This is a genomic window from Pandoraea norimbergensis (genome assembly GCF_001465545.3).
GTDB classification, from domain to species: domain Bacteria; phylum Pseudomonadota; class Gammaproteobacteria; order Burkholderiales; family Burkholderiaceae; genus Pandoraea; species Pandoraea norimbergensis.
On record NZ_CP013480.3, the window covers coordinates 5,628,087 to 5,646,779 of the forward strand.

Genomic DNA, 18,693 nt, shown 5'->3' on the forward strand with positions numbered 1-18,693 from the left:
ATTCCGTTGAAAATGACGTCGCAGGCGACGTCAGATGACTTCGTGGCGATGCACGTCATGCGTGACAAAGCCCGAGGTATCGCTCGGCATGGCCAGCCACTCGGGATGCGCAAGGGTGCGGCGCATGTCGTCGAGCCCGCTGGTCCAGTGATCGAGCATGGTCGAGAGGCCGAACTGATAGTCCTTGTAATGGCCCTCGTATTCCTTGTTGCGATAGATAAGCTGGACGACGTTGTACCGCTTACTGCACGCGATCTCCTGCGCCGCATGGCACCACGGGTCGCGCGCGCGCACGTCGGCGGGCACGCGCTCCAGCACTTCGCGCAACACGCGGCGATAGTGCTGCGCGCGTTGCAGGTTATCGGTGACGAATCGCGTCCGGCTGGAAAACTGAATGTCTTTCTGCCGGTCGGCGACATCGTTCAGGTTGTCAGGCAACGGCCCGCGCGCACTCCACAAGTCCACCTGAAACGCGAGCGTGTCGCGGCGCGGCGATGTACCAAGCACTTCCGACAGCGGCGTGTTCGAGACCAGCCCGCCGTCCCAGAAATACTGGCCGTCGATCTCGACCGCAGGAAAGCCCGGCGGCAACGCGCCGGACGCCATGAAGTGCTCGGGCCGCAGCACTTCGCGCGTGTTGTCGAAGTAGACGAAATTGCCCGTATGCACATTCACCGCACCGACCGAGACGCGCGTCTCGCGCGAGTTGATGCGATCGAAGTCGACAAAGCGCTCAAGCGTGCCGCGCAGCGCCGTCGTGTCGTAATAGCTCGCGTGCGCCGGGTCACCCATTGCGGTCGGCAAGGGCTGCGGCCAACGCGGCGTGAAGAAGCCCTTCTGACCTTCGACCAGTGCGCGCCAGGCCTGCCACGCGCTGTAGGCCACGCGCCCCGACTCCGGGCCGTTGAGAATGGCTGCTTCGAACGGGGCCGGCAGCGGCGGAAATACCGCTGGCTCGCAGATCGTGCGCCAGAACGCTTCGAGTTGCGCCACACGCTTCTCGGGAGGATTGCCAGCGATGACGGCCGTATTCAGGGCCCCGATGGAGATGCCCGCGATCCAGTTCGGATGGATGCCGGACTCGTACAGCCCGGCGTACACGCCCGCCTGATAAGCGCCGAGCGCACCGCCGCCCTGCAAGACAAGCGCCACTGTCTCGTACGGCGGCAGATCGATGGCGCGTTTGGGGACCTTCGGCGGGTTGGCCGTCATGACCGTTCTCCTGAAGCAATGGCGTGATGCCACGCAGTACTGCAAAGGTAAGGCACTGGCCATCCGGCTTTTGCGACAGGCGGATGGCCAGCAAACCGACTTCCGGTTATTGCATGAACCAGCCGTGGCTCACCACGAACGACTGTCCGGTGAACGCAGCCGTCGGGAAAGTGGCGAGGAACAGCGCCGTTTGTGCGACGTCATCCACCGTGGTGAAAATGCCGTCGACGGTGCCGCCGAGCATGACCTTCTTGATGACCTCGTCTTCCGAGATACCCAACTCCTTCGCCTGCTCGGGAATCTGCTTGTCGACGAGCGGCGTGCGCACGAAGCCCGGGCAGATCACGTGCGAGCGCACGTTGTGCTTGGCGCCTTCTTTGGCGAGCACGCGCGCCAGACCCAGCAACGCGTGTTTGGCCGCGACGTAAGCCGACTTCAGCGGCGAGGCCTCATGCGAGTGCACCGAGCCCATGTAGATCACGATGCCGCCGCGATCGTCCTTGTACATGTGCTTGAGCGCCGCCTTGGTCGTAAGAAACGCGCCGTCGACGTGAATCGCCTGCATCTTCTTCCAGTCGGAGAACGCGTAGTTCTCGATCGGGTTCACGATCTGGATGCCGGCGTTGGAGATCAGGATGTCGATGGACCCGAACGTCTGCGCCACCTTGTCGATGCCGCTGTTGACGGCTTCTTCATTGGTCACGTCCATCGCTACGCCCAGGGCCTTTCCGCCCGCCGCCTTGATTTCCTCGGCGACCGCGTCGGCGCCCTGCTGGTTCAGATCGGCGATGGCCACCGCTGCGCCCGCTTTGGCGAGCGTCAACGCAATTTCCTTGCCGATACCGCTGGCGGCGCCCGTCACCACGGCGACTTTTCCATTCAACTGATTCACTGACTGGCTCATTTGCACACTCCTGATTCGTCAAAATGGCGCGTCGTGCGGCGCTTCGCGCGCGCACGGCACGTCGGGGGTCTTGCGTTACGACTTCAGCAATTACGTCAGATCAAACAGAAAAGGCGCCTTGCGGCGCCTTTTCCTGCGTTACCGCGCGATCGGCTTGTAGCGGATTCGCTTCGGTTTCGCGCCCTCCTCGCCGAGGCGTTTCTTCTTGTCCGCCTCATACTCCTGATAGTTGCCCGGGAAGAACTCGACGTGCGAGTCGCCTTCGAACGCCAGAATATGGGTGGCGATACGATCGAGGAACCAGCGATCGTGAGAGATCACCATCACGCAGCCGGCGAACTCGAGCAGCGCGTCCTCGAGTGCACGCAGGGTTTCGACGTCCAGATCGTTCGACGGTTCATCGAGCAGCAACACATTGCCGCCCGAAATCAGCGTCTTGGCCATGTGCAGTCGGCCGCGCTCACCACCCGAGAGCGAACCCACCTGCTTCTGCTGGTCGGAGCCCTTGAAGTTGAAGCGGCCGATATAGGCACGCGACGGCGTTTCGTAGCGGCCCACGGTCAGCACGTCGGCGCCGCCCGAAATTTCTTCGAACACGGTCTTCGTGCCATCCAGCGCATCGCGGCTCTGGTCGACATAGGCCATCTTGACCGTCTGACCGATCTTGATTTCGCCGCTGTCCGGTTGTTCACGGCCGGTGAGCATCTTGAAGAACGTCGATTTACCGGCACCGTTCGGGCCGATGATGCCGACGATCGCGCCCGGCGGCACGTTGAAGCTCAGGTCGTCGATCAGCAGGCGGTCGCCGAAGGCCTTCGACACGTTCTTGAATTCAACGACTTCATTACCCAGACGCTCACCCACGGGGATGAAGATTTCCTGAGTTTCGTTGCGCTTCTGATATTCCTGGCTGTTCAGTTCGTCGAAGCGGGCAAGACGCGCCTTCGACTTGGCCTGACGGCCCTTCGGGTTCTGGCGCACCCACTCCAGTTCCTTCTTCAACGCCTTCTGACGCGCCGATTCGCTCGATTCTTCCTGCTCCAGGCGCTGTTCCTTCTGGTCGAGCCACGAGCTGTAGTTGCCCTTCCACGGAATGCCATGACCCCGGTCGAGTTCGAGAATCCACTCGGCCGCGTTGTCGAGGAAGTAGCGATCGTGGGTAACGGCCACCACGGTACCCGGGAAGCGCGTGAGGAACTGTTCCAGCCAGTCGACCGATTCCGCGTCCAAGTGGTTGGTCGGTTCGTCGAGCAGCAGCATGTCCGGCTTCGAGAGCAGCAGACGCGCGAGCGCGACGCGGCGCTTTTCACCGCCCGAGAGCACGCCGATCTTGGCGTCCCACGGCGGCAGACGCAGGGCGTCGGCGGCGACTTCGAGCGCTTGTTCGATGTTGTTGCCGTCGCTCGCGGCCAGAATTGCTTCGTACTTGGCTTGCTCGGCGGCGAGTGCGTCGAAGTCGGCGTCCGGCTCGGCGTAGGCGGCGTAGATCTCTTCGAGCTTGGTACGTGCCTCAAAGATTTCGCCCATGCCGCTTTCGACGGATTCGCGCACGGTCTGCTCGGGATCGAGCTGCGGCTCTTGCGGCAGATAACCGATGTTCAGGTTCGCCATCGGGATGGCCTCACCCTCGATCTCCTTGTCCACCCCGGCCATGATTCTGAGCACGGTCGACTTGCCCGAACCGTTCAGACCCAGCACGCCGATTTTGGCGCCGGGGAAGAACGACAGGGAGATGTCCTTGAGGATGTGACGCTTGGGCGGCACGATCTTGCCCACGCGGTTCATGCTGAATACGTACTGTGCCATTCGGCTTTCCTGATACTGAAACGGTTATGCCGCTCTCGTCGAGCGACAGACATCGGCAAGTTTAACAAAGCGCAGCGTCGGGCGCGTCGATGGTGAGGTCGGCACGCGCGTAACTACAGCACGGCAGCAGCCAGCCCTCAGCTTTCTCGTCGCGCGACAAGCCCGGCCATTCGATGCGGTAGGCCACTGACGCCGGGGCTGGGTCGCCCGCGCTTTGCACTCGGCACAGGCACGCACGGCAGGTGCCGTTGCGGCACAGGCTCGGCAACTTGATGCCGGCGGCCTGTGCGGCGAGCAGCAGCGGCACGTCAGCCGGGGCTTCGAACTGCCAGCCTGAGGGCAGCAGCGTGACGCGATGGCGGCGTGGTTCGGCGGGTTCATCGTTAGCCGGTGGCTCGGAGGTAAAGCTGTCCACGGTGTGAAGGTTGGTGATCGAAAGTAAGGATGTCGGGTGTTGATTCGCGATTCACGAGGCGTGGCGGCAACTGATGGCAACTGACGATGAGCGCCGACGGCCATGTGCAGGCGCTTCCCGGGGTGCAGCGCGCGTCTGGCATCAACGCGCTACCATAACCCGTTCCTGCGGCTTTTTGTCGCGAGTACGATGCCGATGGCATCCCGGACGATGTCGATCGCCAGCATCTTGGCCCCCGTCAGTCATTCGGCTCGCGCCATTGCGCCATTGCGCTTTTTGCTGCCGCCCCAATATCGAACAGAATCGAAGTTTCGCAGACGCTCTGCGATGGCGGCGGCTCGACCTCCCGCCCACTTATTCAACCTTATTCAGTGTTATTCAGCCGTCCATGAGCCAAGCGCCCTCGTCCCCGGATTCGCCTGCCGATGTTGCATCGTCCGATGTCAACGGACATGCCCGTCTGATCGACACCCGGGGGCTCGAAGGCGCGCTGCATGCCTTTGCCGACGCGCGTGACTGGCATCGGCATCACACGCCGAAGAACCTTGCGATGGCGTTGTCCGTCGAAGTGGCAGAGCTGGTCGAAATTTTCCAGTGGCATACCGACGCCGAGGCCAGTGCGGTCATGGCGAGCAGCGAGGCACGCCATGTGGAGCAGGAACTCGCCGACATCGCCATGTATCTCGTGCGCCTGTCGTCGGTGCTGGGCGTGGATTTGAACCGCGCCGTGACCGAGAAGCTCGTCATGAATGCCCAGAAGTACCCGGCACCGCCGGCGTAGTCTCTCCCCCAATTTCGTTACAGACACCGATATGTCGCAAACCTCACAAGCGTCTCGTGCCCCGTCAGGGGCGACCGACGGCCCGGCTCACCGCCACGGCAAGTCGTCGCACCGCACGCTGCCTGCGCGTCCGCGCTGGCTGATGCTCGCCATCATCGCGCTGCTGCATACCTATATCGGCTGGCGGCTGCTCACGCCGCTGCCCGTCGGCATGGGCTGGAAGGTGGCCGGCGCGTTGTGGCTCATCGCCTCCACCGTATTGATTCCGCTCGGCTTGATGAGCCGGGCGCTCCAGCGCGAGCCGCTCGCCACCTTGCTGAACTGGTCCGGCATGATGGCGGTCGGCATTTTCTCGTCGCTGTTCGTGCTCACGTTGCTACGCGACATCGTGCTCGGCGTGGCGATGGCGTTCTCGGTGCTCGATGCGCAACTCGTGACGCGCTCCGCCGTCATCGTGTTGCTGCTGACTGCCGCCTCGACGGTGCTGGGTTTCTACAACGCGCGGCGGCTCGCGCGCGTGGTCGACGTGGATATTCCGATCGCCAATCTGCCGCCGGAGCTCAAGGGGTTCACGATCGTGCAGTTGAGCGACATTCACGTGAGCTCGACGATCCGCCGCCGCTACATCGACGCCATCGTCGACGCGACCAACGAATTGAAGCCCGATCTCGTGGCCATCACCGGCGATCTGGTCGATGGCAGCGTGCCCGCGTTGCGCGACCACATTGCGCCGCTGGGCCGGCTCACGTCGCGCCACGGCACCTATGTGTGCACGGGCAATCACGAGTACTACTCGGGGGCGCCGGCATGGGTGGAGGAACTGCGGCGTATCGGCCTCACCGTGCTTGAAAATCAGCACGTCGTGCTGGAGCACGAGGGTGCCGCGCTGACGGTGGCGGGTGTCACCGATTTCGGTGCACATCATTTCGATCCGGAGAAGCGCAGCGACCCGCAAGCGGCTGTCGCGGGGTCACCGGAAGATGTGCCGCGTGTACTGCTCGCGCATCAGCCGCGCAGCGCACCGGCGGCCGCCGAAGCGGGCATCGATCTGCAACTCTCGGGCCACACGCATGGCGGTCAGTTCTGGCCGTGGATGTACTTCGTGCCGCTCCAGCAGCCGTTCGTGCATGGATTGCACCGGTTGGGACGTCTGGCGATCTACGTGAGCCGGGGCACTGGCTACTGGGGTCCGCCCAAGCGCTTTGGGGCACCGTCCGAAATTACGCGCATCCGGCTGGTGCCGGGGAAGGTCTGAGTGGGGGCTGAGTTGGGGGCTGAGTGTGGTCTGAGTGGGATTTGCGCGGAGTTTGGCGGTCGCAGTCACGCGATAAGGCTACAATCGCCCTCCTCCGCCGCGTTCCGCTAGCGCGCCCCGCGTTCTTTTTCGCGATTCAATCTCCGTACCTGTCTTTGCTGCCATGAAGTCACTGCCTCCCGCCTCCGCGCTTGAAACCGTTGCCGTGCGCCTGCGCGGCAAGATCCAGGGCGTCGGGTACCGCCATGCTGCGGTGCGCGAGGGCCATCTGATCGGCGTTCGCGGCTGGGTGCAGGCGTTGCCGGAGGGCGACATCATCGCGGTGGTGCAGGGCACACCCGAGCAGGTCGACAAGATGCTCGAATGGATGCGTCGCGGCCCGCCCGCCGCACGCGTGATCGACTTCGAGAGCGAAGTGGAATACACCGGCCGTCGCTTTGACCGTTTCGAACAGCTCTGAGAAAGTGGGAAGTACTGGGGGGGGTGCAGGGAAGGCTGGGGGACGCTGCGGAAGCTGCGAAGCTGAGAGTGCGCACCAGCAGGACGCAGGTACGAAACGTGAACGAAACACGTGAGCGTCGGGCGCGCGCTAACGGCGGCCGCACACACAGGGTTCAACGCGTGGGGATTTGAGAGCTTCGAAGTGACGAGCAGCGACCATCGAGTCGCTGCGCATCGCTTCTATGCGCGCCATGACTAGCCCGGGACGGGCAGCGCGTGGCGCGCCGGTCAGACTTGAGCGCTGACCTTAATTCTTGTGACGGTAATTGATGCGGCCCTTCGTCAAATCGTAGGGCGACATTTCCAGCGTCACGCGGTCACCCGCGAGAATACGGATGCGGTTCTTTTGCATACGGCCACTCGCGTAGGCAATCACGCCCACGCCATTTTCAAGCGTGACGCGAAAGCGATTGTCCGGCAATACTTCTTCGACTTTTCCGCCGAATTCGATCAATTCTTCCTTGGCCAATATCGTGTCCTCTTGTAGGCGCCGCTCGCGATGAGCGCAGCACCGGTGTTACTGAAGGTTCGTTCGCCAATACCGTCGCCACGCCCTGTGGGTTGCAGGGCATCCATCGAAGCCAAACGAGCCTACCCGGCGGACCTGCCATGACTGTCATGGCGGCGCACCGAAACGCGGCGAGAGTTCGAAGGAGCAAGGCACATTGCGGCAGTGCCACAATGACGAGCAGTGCGTGTCGGGAGGGCGGAGACCGGTCGGTCTGCGCCATCGGCACAGCGAGTGATTCGGCTCGCAGGACAAGGCTGTCAGCGGCGCCGATAAAGCATTTCGCGATCGTCAGGCGATGATCGGCGAATTTTCGCCGATCCCGCTAGGATACGCCTATCTGCGTTGCTCGTGGGGAAAAGTTGTCCGGATTGTGCCATTTTGGAGGCTTTTGTCATCAATTTGTGGCGCAATGCATCATTCGAGACATTCAGCGCCCCCCCCCGCTCCCAGCCCGCTTCCCCGGGATTCTCCTTGATTCATGAAGCATACCCGCGAGTCGCCCCTCCGGGACAATGCGAGCGTGACGCGCAACGTGGCCTCAACTATCCTGTAAGTACCCGTACCCTGCAGGAGGATGACCATGAAAACAGTCGCTCAGATCCTGAAGTCCAAGTCGGCAGACACCGTGTACAAAGTGCGTCCGTCCGATTCGGTACTCGATGCGTTGACGTTGATGGCAGAAGCGCGCATCGGCGCGGTGCTGGTCAGCGAGGATGATCGCACGATCATCGGCATCTTCACGGAGCGCGACTACGCGCGAAAGGTGGCGCTCATGGGCCGGACATCCGTCACTACCCCTGTACGCGACGTGATGACCTCCGCCGTGCGCTACGTGAGCCCGGAACAGACCAACGAAGAGTGCATGTCGCTCATGACCGAGCACCGCATCCGCCACCTGCCGGTCATGAAAGACGGCGAACTGGTCGGCCTGCTGTCGATCGGCGATCTGGTCAAGGCGATCATCTCCGAGCAACAGTTCACCATCGATCAGCTCGAAAACTACATCATGGGCGGCGGCGCCGCACTCACCACCCGGACACCTCGCCCCAACTGATGACGCACATGGGCCGGTAGCCACCCCTTGAGAGCGGGTCTGACGAACCTTCACGCCCCACCGCAACATCACGGCGCTTCAACAGAAGCGCCGTTTTCATTTCATCTCGAACACCCTGCACTGCGATCCGACACCCGGCTGTGCCAGAATGCACTTCCCTGACGGCCTCCTAGCGTCGCGACGCCTGACCTTGCCGCCCCTCTCTTCCTTCGCGCCCGCCATCGCCCCCTCCCTCGCCGCCCCGACATTCGCAACCTTTGCACCCCGCGTGGGCGAAATCGATCGTGCGCGCTTGCGCCGTCGTATGGGTTGGATGGCGTTTGCCGTGCTGGTCGTCCACGGGCTCGCGGGGGTGGCACTGCGTGAATGGCTGCCTGACTTGCCGGATCTTCGCGACGACACGCAACGGCCTTCGATGCAGGTGACATGGGTAACGACACCGGCGCCTGTGACGCCGCCTGCCAGTGCGAAAGCCGTTCAACCGGCGGAATCCATGACCTCACCCGCCGTTCGTTCGTCGAGAACACCGCCGGTACCGGCCACACCCGCCGTTCAGCCCAAACCGATCACACCTGAACCTACTTCACCCCTCGCCATCACGCCGCCTGCGCCAACGACTCCGCCGCCCGACTGGCGCGCCGACATCGCACGGGGTGTCGGTCAGTTACCGCCCGCGCGGGCATCGGCACCGGCGGCGTCCGCCGAGCGTGTGATTACCGACCAGTCGCAACGTCCTGCCGGGGCCGGAGACGATGCCAACGCACCCGGATCAGCCGCGCAGCGTGCGTTCGACAACGCATTGGGTAGCGGGCGCTCGTCCGTCAGCGGCCCATCGGCGACGCGCGAAGGCGGCAACCCACTGGGCACCCGGGAATGTATCGAGATGAATGGCAAGAAGCGCTGTGCGCGCTACCGCAACCAGGCCGCAGACATCGACCCGTTCATGAAGCGAGAACGATTGTTCTCGCCGGACATGCGTTGAGATATCAGAAAACGTCGCAGAAAACTCACCGTGGGCGAGCGGCAAGACCACCGCTGCGCCCACTCGACTGACGCGACAGGCGAATCAGAAGTCTTCCGCGTCGACGTCGTAATTCGACGGTTCCCAGCGAATCGCCAGCAGCGCGAGCAGCCCGATGGCCGGCGCAATCGCGATCACCCAGAAGACCTTGGTCGCCAGCGCCGCCGCGAGCACCGGGAACAGGAAGAGCGACACCGTGGAACTCGAACGCATCAGCGTCTGATTGAAGCCCACGCCCACGCCACGCAGTGATGTCGGGTAGCTCAGCGACGCAAACGTCATCGAGTGCGCGCCCGGACCGAAGCCCTGCCCCAGCAGGAACAGCGCGAGAAAGCCCAGCGCCCACGCCACTTGCACGCCGGTCGCGGGCTTGCCGACCAGCGCCAGCCCGACGAGTGCCGTCAACTGGAAGGCGTAACCGATGACGGTCAACTTCCACGCGCCGACCTTCGGCACGAGCCGCACGCCGAGCAAACCACCCGTGAACGCAAACAGCAGGTTGAGCGCCAGCGACATCAGAATCGTCGTGAGCATCGACTGCGCGAGAAAACTCGCGATGATCACCGGCAAACCGAATGCCACCGCGTTATACGCAAACGACGAGGCCACCGCGATGATGGTCGCGAGCGTCGTGCGGCGCAGATACACACCGCGCAACAACGCACCGTAATTGCTCCACGCCGCAGGCCGTTTGGCCGTCACACGCTCGGCGTCGGCAGCCACCACGGCATCGATGCCATACGAGCGCTTGAGAATCTTCGCGGCCCCTTCCAGATCGCCCTGATTCGCGGCCCACACCGGCGACTCGCTCATGTAACGGCTGCGCACGGCGATGATGGCCAGTGCCGGAATCGCGCCGAAGCCGAGAATGATCCGCCAAAGCAGTGCGCTATGCGACGACGGCAGCACCGAGTAGCACAGCAGCACGAGCAGATACGACGCACAGATCGCCGCGTACCACGTTGGACACCACATCGCCACGCGCGCCGCCTTGTTGCCACGTCCCTTCAACTTCGAGAACTCGGCAAGGAACGCCATCGCCACCGGCAAATCGATACCGACACCCAGCCCCATCACGAAGCGCGCACCGGCGAGCACGTACTCGTTCGGCGCGAACGCGCAGGCGATGGCCGCGATGACGAAGCACAGCATGTCGGCCATGAACACGCGGTAGCGGCCAATGCGGTCGGTGAAGTAGCCACCGAGAAACGCACCGACGATGGCGCCGAACGTGATCGCCGACGCGACCATGCCGGTGCCAGCAGGCGTGAGATTGAACTCGCGGGCCACGTCTTTCAGACCGAACGCAAGTGCGCCCAAGTCGTAAGCGTCGAGGAACACACCGCCAAGGGCGATGGCCACGATCCAGCGGGCATTCGAGACACGCGCGCCGCCTTCGTTGACGAGTTGCGCAACGTCGCTCGCCGAGCGGATAACAGCGGGGCCCGAAGGGCGGGCAGCCGTAGATGCCGCAGTGGCTGCGGGTGCAGACGCGGCAGGAGACAGGGAAACGTCGACAGACATGATGCGGAATCGGAAAAGCAGGGACGAAAGGTCGCGATGTTACCGCTTGGTACCGTGTCAACCAAGTGCTTTCTGGTTATATGCTTAGACGATTCCCTCGCCAATCGGCATATTTTGCGAACTTATCGGCAACATCACCCACTTCTCACCCATCTATATAGTGACTTCCCCTCACCCTGCTCGCATTGACAGGGCATGACCCCACATCCCACCGGGTGGGAATATGATCGAGGCATGCTTCAAAAGCGGCGGGGTCCGCGCAAACCCGCGCCACGCCGGGCGTGACGCCATTACAAATGCTTACCGTTTCTTACAGCACGAATGTCTGCGGAACCCTACATTCCGCGTCGTGGTCGCAAGATATGTGGCACATAGTGCGCGAAGTCACCGCCCTCCATGGTGACGGCGCATTTACCTCACGCTCACGAGGAACGACTGAAAATGAAGATCAAAGCACTTACGGGAATCAGCGCGGCACTGGCCGCAGTCCTGCTCGCCGGTTGCGTCGCACCGGGCCAGCAATACGGTGGCGGTTACCAACAGGGTTATCAGCAACCGGGTTACCAACAGCCGGGCTACCAGCAGGGCTATCAGCAACCGCCGCAGCAGGCGCCGCAGGGCGCGCTGTATGGCCGGGTCGAATCGATCGAGCAGATGAACGGCGCGAATAACAGCCCGAACATTCTCGGTACGGTGCTGGGTGGTGCGGCCGGTGGTTTGCTCGGCAACACGATCGGCGGCGGACGCGGACGCACGGCCACCACCATCGGTGGTGCCGTGGTCGGTGCCATCGCGGGTAACCGCATCGAAAACGGCATGGGCCAGCCGAACGTGCTGTACCGCATTACCGTGCGTCTGGACGATGGCCGCGTCGCCACCGTGACGCAAGCGCCGCCGCTGCGCGTGCAGCAGGGCCAACGTGCTGCCGTCTCCAACGACACGGTGTATCCGTACTAAGCAAAGCACGAAATATCGGAAGGCCCGCACGGGGCCAAGTCCGATTCGCTACAGTGAAACGCCCGCCGGTTTTGCCCGGCGGGCGTTTTATTTTTCAGGCGTGTCAAACGCGACACAGTCGCGTCGATCGAGGGGTCAGGCGCCATACGCAAAGACTATTTGGCCTGATAAGATACGCGCGACCATCGGAGGGCTGTGCGCCGTTCCGGAACTTTGTCGAATCCGTCAGTTACCGCAACCCTTCGCATCCGTCATGTCGACCCAGACGACTTATCACCATCGGCTTTTCATGGCGGTGGTCGGCGGCATTAGTGCAGTACTCAATGCCGGCGCCTTCTTTGCTGTCTTGCTATTCAACGGACAGAATCCCTATACCCCGTACGGCCTGACGCTTGTCAGCGCGTTGGGTGTGGCAGCCTTTATCGTCTTTGCCCGCTTCCATCTGCTGGCCAGCGCCCGCGATGCCAAATGGATGCTCGGGCGCGGCGCCATGCGCTGGTGCCGGGTGTTGCTCACGATGATCGTGCTGTTGTTCCTGACCTATGACCGTCCGGAAGACGTGCGCGTCATGCTCGCCGAATGGGCGGGGCTCGCGCTGCCGTTGCAGATGCTGGGCCTGGCTGCGTTGCGCGGTGCGGCCCACAGCATCAACAACGCCCCGGGCAACCAGCGTCGCGCCGCGTTCTTCGGCTTCGGCCCCGAGGCGCGCAAGCTGAATCTGCGCCTGCGCCGCTCGCCGATTCTCGGCATTCAGGTCGCCGGTTACTACAACGACGCCCCTGTCGCGCCGGAAGACGGTGAAGTATTGCCGCCCTACCTTGGCCGCTATGCCGACGCCGCCGCGCATATCCAAGCCAGCAGCTACGAAATCGTCTTCATCGCCATCGGGCAACAGGACAACAAGGAACTCACCGCCGACATCGTCAACCGCTTGTACGATTCGACGGCGGCTATCTATCTGCTGCCCGAGTTCCGCTTCCCGGGCGATCTGCCGCTGACCGGCACCGATCTGGCCGGTGTGCCGTTGCTGGCGTTGCACGACATCACCGTGCAGGGCTTCCTGCGCATGATCAAGCGCGGCATGGACATCGCGGGGGCCTCGCTGCTGCTGTTTTTCCTGTGGCCGGTCATGATCGGCATTGCGATCGCCGTTCGGCTCGATTCACCGGGTCCGATCCTGTTCCGGCAGCGGCGTTATGGCGAACGCGGCCAGCCGATCATCGTGCGCAAATTCCGCTCGATGCGCGTCGTCCAGCCCGAGGATGCGGCGGCCGCCGCGACCGGTGGACTGCGTCAAGCGCACGCGGGCGACAGTCGCATCACGACACTGGGCCGGCATCTGCGCCGGACGTCGCTCGACGAGTTGCCGCAACTGCTGGATGTGCTGGGGGGTGCGATGAGTCTCGTCGGCCCGCGTCCGCATGCAGAGGAGCACAACGAGATGTACCGGCGTCTGATTCCGGGTTACATGCTGCGTCACAGCGTGAAGCCCGGCATTACGGGATGGGCGCAGATCAACGGCTTGCGCGGTGAGACCGAGACACCCGACAAGATGCAGCGCCGCGTCGAGTACGACCGCTACTACATCACCCACTGGTCGCTGTGGCTCGACATCAAGATTCTGCTCAAGACCATTCCGGTCATGATCACGGGACACAACGCGCTGTAAGTCCTGCGTGCGGACCTAGCGCCCGTTACGCGCCATGCTGCGCCACTGACGCCAGCAGATGCCGACAAAGCGCCGGTCGTCGACCAAATAGCGCCGCCACATCCTGCCCGGGTCCTGCAAGATGCGCCAGATCCACTCGGAGCCCGTGCGTTGCATCCATTTCGGTGCACGCCGCTGCATCCCGGCAGCGAACTCAATCGCCGCGCCCACACACAGCATCAGTCCACCCGGCATATTGCCTGCGTTGGCCATCGCCCAACGCTCCTGTTTCGGCATGCCTACGCATACGAAAATCAGATCGGGCGCCAACGCGCGAACACGCTCGGCAATCGCATCGCCTTCGGGCCCGGTCGGATCGAAGCGCATCGACGGCACGATCAACGTGAAATCCAGCCCCGGGAAGCGCGCGGCGAGCCCTTCGCGAATCCGGGCTTCGAATTCGGGATGACCGCCCACGAAGACCGCCTTACCGCCGGTCGCACTCGCGCGGTCGCAAAGCGCAGGAAGCAAATCTGCACCAGTCACGCGTCCGGGCAGCGGCGTGCCGAACAGCCGGCTGGCCCAGATGATCGGCATGCCATCGGCAAACAGATAGTCGGCCGTAGCATAAGCGCGCTTGAACTCGGGTTGTGTGTCGAGCCGCACGATGTGATCGACGTTCGGTGTCACGACAATTCGCGCGCGCCCGTCGCGCTGCACACTGGCATGTGCGAGCACGTCGACGGCAGTGTCGAAAGGCACCGCAGCGAGATTCAGCCCGAACAGGGCAACGCTGGGTTCGAAGACGTCGCGCGAGCGCGTGACGGGTGCGGCGTTCAGATCCGTGTCACTGGTCATGACCTATCGTATTCCTGTCGTCCGGCGAAGCCGGATCCGTTCGGGTGGCAGGCACGATAGTATCAGCGGGCCTATGACGCCAGTGACACTTTTCACCACACGCGCGCGCACTTGTTGCGGAAAGTCGTCGTCTTGACGTCGTGGATCAGCTACCATCGCAGCGGCTGTCCGTCCTGCCCCTTCCCTAACTGCTGTAAGCACGCCGCGAGTTGCCGCAGACGATGATTCTCGACGCCCACGACATTCCTTCCGGAACCTGCCTGCAAGCCGATCTGTGCATTGCCGGTGCAGGTGCCGCCGGCATCACCCTTGCGCTGGCGCTCGAAGCCAGCGGACTCGACGTCATCCTGCTCGAGAGCGGCAGCGACACCCCCGAGCCCGCCACGCAAGCGCTCTACGACGGCACGGTCGCCGACACGCGCCTTCATCCCCCCACGGAAAGCTACCGCGTACGCCGCTTCGGCGGCTCGACCACGCTCTGGGGCGGACGCTGCATGCCGCTCGATGCCATCGATTTCGAAGCGCGCGACTACATGCCGCACAGCGGCTGGCCGATCACTCTCGACGACTTGATGCCGTGGTACGCACAGGCCAATACCCTGTGCGAAGCCGGTGAATTCGCCTACACCGCCGAGCGCGCATTCACGAAGCCGTCGCCGCCGATGATCGGCAACTTCGAGAGCGATCTGTTCACCACGAACACGCTGGAACGATTCAGTTGTCCGACCGATTTCGGCGGCCGCTACCGGGCCCGTCTGGCCCGAGGACGCGTGCGCGTCGTGCAGCACGCCAATCTGTGCCGTCTGCCCCAGCGCGACGACACGGCACGTCTGGTCGGCCCGGCCGAAGTGCGCACGCTCGATGGCAAGGTCTTCACTGTGGCCGCGCGTGCGTACGTGCTCGCCACCGGTGGTCTGGAAGTCCCGCGCCTGCTGCTCGATAGCCCGGGTGCCAGCAGCCTTGGCCTCGGCAATGCGCACGACGTCGTGGGCCGCTATTACATGTGCCACATCGCCGGCACCATCGGCACAATGGACCTCGCCGCAGCGGCGTCGGTGCACCACGGTTATGAAGTCTCGGACGAAGGCATTTACTGCCGTCGCCGCTTTGCATTGCGCCCGCAAGCCCAGCACGACCTTCGGGTGGGCAACTTCATCGCCCGGCTGCATCACCCGCGCATTCCCGAAGCGGGACACGGCAGCGGCATTCTGTCGTCGCTGTATCTCGCGCGCCCCATCGTTCCTTACGAATACGCCAAGCGCCTCTATGGCGATTCGCCCGACAATTCGCTCGCGAACTGGCTGGCGCACCTGCGTAACGTCATCGTCGACGCGCCGAACACCGTTCGGTTCCTGACGCACTGGACACTCAAGCGCACGTTGGCGGCCCGCAAATTCCCGTCGATCATCGTGCGCCCGGCCAACCTGCGCTTCAGCCTCGACTTCCATGCCGAGCAAGCGCCGAACCCGGCAAGCCGCGTGATGCTCGGCGACGCCGTCGATACGCTGGGCCAGCGCCGCATTCACATTGACTGGCGCTACTGCGATGAAGACGTCGCGACCGTGACCCGGACACTCGCCGCGCTCGCGCAGGAAGTCGAGCGCACGGGCGTCGGCCGTTTCTCGTACGATCCCGCCGAAGTGGAAGCCGAAATGACGCGCTACGGCGCCTACGGCGGCCACCATATCGGCACCGCGCGCATGGGCCTCGACCCGAAGACCAGCGTAGTCAACGCCGATTGCCGCTTGCACGAGACCGACAACGTCTTTATCGCGAGCGCTGCGGTCTTCCCGACCTCAGGGCAGGCCAATCCCACACTGAGCATCGTGGCGATGGCGCTGCGCCTTGCCGATCATCTCCGGCAGCAGGGGAACGTCTCCGACTTGCCTATGCCGCCGTCAGCCAACCCATCCACTTCTTCGTGAGTTCGTGCGCCACATGAAAGCCCGCATCCTTGTTACCGGCGCGACCGGCTTTATCGGCCGCCACGTCGTTCAGGCACTTGCCGCCAGTGATTGGGCCGAACCGGTCGCCGCCTCGCGCCGCGCCGGCCCGGGTCTACGCGTCGTCGACGCCCTCTCCTCCGCCTCGCTCGGTGCGGCCCTCGAAGACGTCGACGGGCTCGTCAATTGTGTGGCGGGCTCGCCGGAAACCATCGTGGCCAATGCGCACGCGTTGCGCGACGCCCTGAACGCGCGCACCACGCCGGTGCCTGTGGTGTATTTCAGCTCGATGGCGGTGTATGGCGGCGTCGAAGGCCATATCGACGAGACGGCAACGCTCGCGGGTGAGAGCGCCTATGGCATCGCCAAGGTGGAAGCGGAAAAAGCGCTCGCAGGCCTGTCGAGCGTCGCGCTGTTGCGCCCGGGCTGTGTCTACGGAGGCGGCAGCCCGCAGTGGTCCGCCCGTATCGCGGAGTTGCTGCGCGCAGGCCGTCTCGGCGACCTCGGCGTCGCGGGCGATGCGCACAGCAATCTGGTGCACGTGGACGATGTCGTGAGCGCGGCACTGAGTGCACTGCGTACGCCGGGCGCGGGTGGGCGCGCGTATAACCTCGCCATGGCAGAGGCCCCGCGCTGGAATGAATATTTCACCGCTTACGCATTGGCGCTGGGCGCCACGCCGGTCAAGCGCATCGGGGCGAAGCAACTGAAGCTCGAAACGAAGCTCTTGGGCCCTGCCCTCAAGATCGCCGAGATCGCGGGCCGCAAGGTCGGTTTGAAAAACTTGCCGCCGCCGATTCCGCCGTCGCTCGCCCGGCTCTGGCAGCAAGACATTTGCCTCGATGCTCAGTTGGCCGAACAAACTTTTGGCCTCCAATGGACGCCTTGGCGCGATGCCGTCAAGGCGGAAGCCTCGCGGGCGTAACTAGCTGCGGGCCTTCCGGGCGAGAAGGCCCACCACCCATCGCCGCAGAGCAGCGAGTGGTGACACCCCAAGCAGACGATGCGCGGCCCACGTCGCGGCCGCGCCGTTCACCGCAATCGCCAGCGATGCGGCGGCCGAAGCGCCAACGCTGCCGCCTGACGGTGCCAGCAACGCCAACCCGGCCAGCAGCACCACCACCGACACAGCGTTGATCCGCATGAGCGCCCGCGTGTGCGCCGTCATCCCGAGCAGTTCCGGCATGGCGGTAAAGCACGCAGCGGCAATCTGCCCCAGCGCCAACACACGCAAGGCCGTCGCACCATCGTCATAGCCATGCCCGAACAGGCCCAGCAGGTGCTGCGGAATGACGAGCATCGCTACGGTGACCGGCAGCGCCAGACAAAGCACCAAGCCGATCGCTTGCGCCGCGCTACGCTCCAGCCCCGGCGTGTCGTGACGGGCATACAGACTTGCGAAGCGCGGTGCGGCCATGCCTGTCACGCCGCTGATCAGCAGATTGACGACGAGCGCCAGGCGCCACGCAAGCGCAAACAACCCGGTCTCACGGGACGACGCGACGATGCCCAGCACGATGGCGGGCGCCGAGGTGATCAGCAACTTGGTGAGTTCCAGCGAGAACAGCGACAATCCCGTTTTGAGCAGCCCCTTGGCAGCAGGGTGCGATACCGCCGGCGCCGCGGCGTTCGTCATGGTTCGCTTCGGCACATCGCGCAGAAACCGACGGAGCAGCACCGCGCCGACAATCGCCGTGAGCGTGAAGCTCGCGGCAATCAGTATCAAGGCATTGATCACCGTCAGGTGGCCCGTGACAACCAGCGGGATGACGGCTACGCAGAAGATGGCAGGCCAGAGCCACGAATAAATCATCTGGCTGAAACCCACGCGTTGCAACCCAGCGAGCGCACCGGCCACGGCAGCACCGAGGTTCTGCGGAACGAATGAGAGCGCCCCCAGCATGAGCGGCAGAGCGAGTCCCGGCTTGCGCAGAATATCGTCGGCAAACAGCGCAGCACCTGCGGCGAGCAGCATCGACACGGCGACCGAAGTGAGCACCACCAGCCAGAGCGCGCGGCGGATCGTCGGGCGCACAGCACCGAATTGCCCCGATGCCACGTCCATGGCGAGTTGCCGCGTCAGCGCCTGATCGACGCCAAGGCGCCCAAACCCGGCAAGCGCCACCATCGTGCTGAATACGATGTAGAAATTACCGGTCTCGACCACGCCGAGCGCCGCAGCGATCAGCAGGTGAAAACCGTAGCGGCTGGGCAGATCGAGCAGGCGTACGCCGAGGCTGATCACGCTGCCGCGAATCATCGAAGCCCCGGTCTTGGCGGGCGGCGGGCGCGTGTCGGTCATA

Annotated in this window: 17 protein-coding genes; 9 read left to right on the plus strand and 8 right to left on the minus strand. The window is 63.8% G+C overall.

Annotated features, from left to right (window positions below; genetic code table 11):
- Positions 1 to 30 precede the first annotated feature (30 nt).
- The 4 genes from AT302_RS24640 to AT302_RS24655 form a co-directional block, all read right to left on the minus strand.
- Complete coding sequence (locus AT302_RS24640) at positions 31 to 1,212, minus strand: patatin-like phospholipase family protein (protein WP_058376255.1); 1,182 nt, start codon at positions 1,210 to 1,212, stop codon at positions 31 to 33.
- 106 nt (positions 1,213 to 1,318) lie between these two features.
- A complete protein-coding gene (locus tag AT302_RS24645) occupies positions 1,319 to 2,116 on the minus strand; it encodes a 3-hydroxybutyrate dehydrogenase (RefSeq protein ID WP_058376256.1) in 798 nt (265 codons plus the stop codon).
- Positions 2,117 to 2,254: 138 nt separating this feature from the next.
- A complete protein-coding gene (gene ettA, locus AT302_RS24650; RefSeq protein WP_058376257.1) occupies positions 2,255 to 3,922 on the minus strand; it encodes an energy-dependent translational throttle protein EttA in 1,668 nt (555 codons plus the stop codon).
- Positions 3,923 to 3,983: 61 nt separating this feature from the next.
- Positions 3,984 to 4,337 carry a 2Fe-2S iron-sulfur cluster-binding protein gene (locus tag AT302_RS24655; protein WP_084656450.1) on the minus strand — a complete coding sequence of 118 codons (354 nt, stop codon included), beginning with the start codon at positions 4,335 to 4,337 and terminating at the stop codon, positions 3,984 to 3,986.
- 388 nt (positions 4,338 to 4,725) lie between these two features.
- Between AT302_RS24655 and AT302_RS24660 the strand changes: the two genes are divergently transcribed.
- The 3 genes from AT302_RS24660 to AT302_RS24670 all read left to right on the plus strand — a co-directional run bounded on the left by AT302_RS24660 (position 4,726) and on the right by AT302_RS24670 (position 6,833).
- Positions 4,726 to 5,118 carry a nucleotide pyrophosphohydrolase gene (locus AT302_RS24660; protein ID WP_084656451.1) on the plus strand — a complete coding sequence of 131 codons (393 nt, stop codon included), beginning with the start codon at positions 4,726 to 4,728 and terminating at the stop codon, positions 5,116 to 5,118.
- A 142-nt stretch (positions 5,119 to 5,260) separates the two neighbouring features.
- Positions 5,261 to 6,373, plus strand: coding sequence for a metallophosphoesterase (locus AT302_RS24665; protein ID WP_058379926.1), 1,113 nt, complete (start codon positions 5,261 to 5,263; stop codon positions 6,371 to 6,373).
- Positions 6,374 to 6,536: 163 nt separating this feature from the next.
- Positions 6,537 to 6,833 carry an acylphosphatase gene (locus AT302_RS24670; RefSeq protein WP_058376258.1) on the plus strand — a complete coding sequence of 99 codons (297 nt, stop codon included), beginning with the start codon at positions 6,537 to 6,539 and terminating at the stop codon, positions 6,831 to 6,833.
- A gap of 288 nt (positions 6,834 to 7,121) precedes the next feature.
- Here the strand turns inward: AT302_RS24670 and infA are convergent, their stop codons facing one another.
- Positions 7,122 to 7,343: a translation initiation factor IF-1 gene (gene infA / locus AT302_RS24675; protein WP_058376259.1), complete on the minus strand. Its 222-nt coding sequence runs from the start codon at positions 7,341 to 7,343 to the stop codon at positions 7,122 to 7,124.
- Positions 7,344 to 7,965: 622 nt separating this feature from the next.
- On the opposite strand from infA, the gene AT302_RS24680 reads away from it, so the two are divergent.
- On the plus strand, positions 7,966 to 8,439 hold the full coding sequence (locus tag AT302_RS24680) for a CBS domain-containing protein (RefSeq protein ID WP_058376260.1): 474 nt from the start codon (positions 7,966 to 7,968) through the stop codon (positions 8,437 to 8,439).
- A 190-nt stretch (positions 8,440 to 8,629) separates the two neighbouring features.
- On the plus strand, positions 8,630 to 9,421 hold the full coding sequence (locus AT302_RS24685; protein WP_157125872.1) for a hypothetical protein: 792 nt from the start codon (positions 8,630 to 8,632) through the stop codon (positions 9,419 to 9,421).
- 84 nt (positions 9,422 to 9,505) lie between these two features.
- Here the strand turns inward: AT302_RS24685 and AT302_RS24690 are convergent, their stop codons facing one another.
- Positions 9,506 to 10,984 (minus strand): MFS transporter, encoded by a 1,479-nt coding sequence (locus AT302_RS24690; protein WP_058376262.1) that lies wholly within the window; start codon positions 10,982 to 10,984, stop codon positions 9,506 to 9,508.
- Positions 10,985 to 11,425: 441 nt separating this feature from the next.
- Between AT302_RS24690 and AT302_RS24695 the strand changes: the two genes are divergently transcribed.
- Positions 11,426 to 11,941, plus strand: a complete 516-nt coding sequence (locus tag AT302_RS24695) for an outer membrane lipoprotein (RefSeq protein ID WP_058376263.1) — start codon at positions 11,426 to 11,428, stop codon at positions 11,939 to 11,941.
- A gap of 253 nt (positions 11,942 to 12,194) precedes the next feature.
- Entirely contained in the window at positions 12,195 to 13,610 is a 1,416-nt protein-coding gene (locus AT302_RS24700) for an undecaprenyl-phosphate glucose phosphotransferase (protein WP_237172012.1), read from the plus strand.
- A 15-nt stretch (positions 13,611 to 13,625) separates the two neighbouring features.
- On the opposite strand, the gene AT302_RS24705 is transcribed toward AT302_RS24700, so the two are convergent.
- On the minus strand, positions 13,626 to 14,447 hold the full coding sequence (locus AT302_RS24705; protein WP_058376264.1) for a WecB/TagA/CpsF family glycosyltransferase: 822 nt from the start codon (positions 14,445 to 14,447) through the stop codon (positions 13,626 to 13,628).
- Positions 14,448 to 14,668: 221 nt separating this feature from the next.
- Here AT302_RS24705 and AT302_RS24710 point away from each other — a divergent pair, with 221 nt between their 5' ends.
- Both AT302_RS24710 and AT302_RS24715 read left to right on the plus strand, forming a co-directional pair.
- Positions 14,669 to 16,372: an FAD-dependent oxidoreductase gene (locus AT302_RS24710; protein ID WP_058376265.1), complete on the plus strand. Its 1,704-nt coding sequence runs from the start codon at positions 14,669 to 14,671 to the stop codon at positions 16,370 to 16,372.
- A gap of 13 nt (positions 16,373 to 16,385) precedes the next feature.
- The gene (locus AT302_RS24715) at positions 16,386 to 17,315 is read left to right on the plus strand and encodes an NAD-dependent epimerase/dehydratase family protein (RefSeq protein ID WP_058376266.1); all 930 of its coding nucleotides are present in this window, start codon (positions 16,386 to 16,388) and stop codon (positions 17,313 to 17,315) included.
- Here the strand turns inward: AT302_RS24715 and AT302_RS24720 are convergent, their stop codons facing one another.
- Positions 17,316 to 18,692, minus strand: a complete 1,377-nt coding sequence (locus AT302_RS24720; protein WP_064675005.1) for a lipopolysaccharide biosynthesis protein — start codon at positions 18,690 to 18,692, stop codon at positions 17,316 to 17,318.
- Position 18,693: the final 1 nt, after the last annotated feature.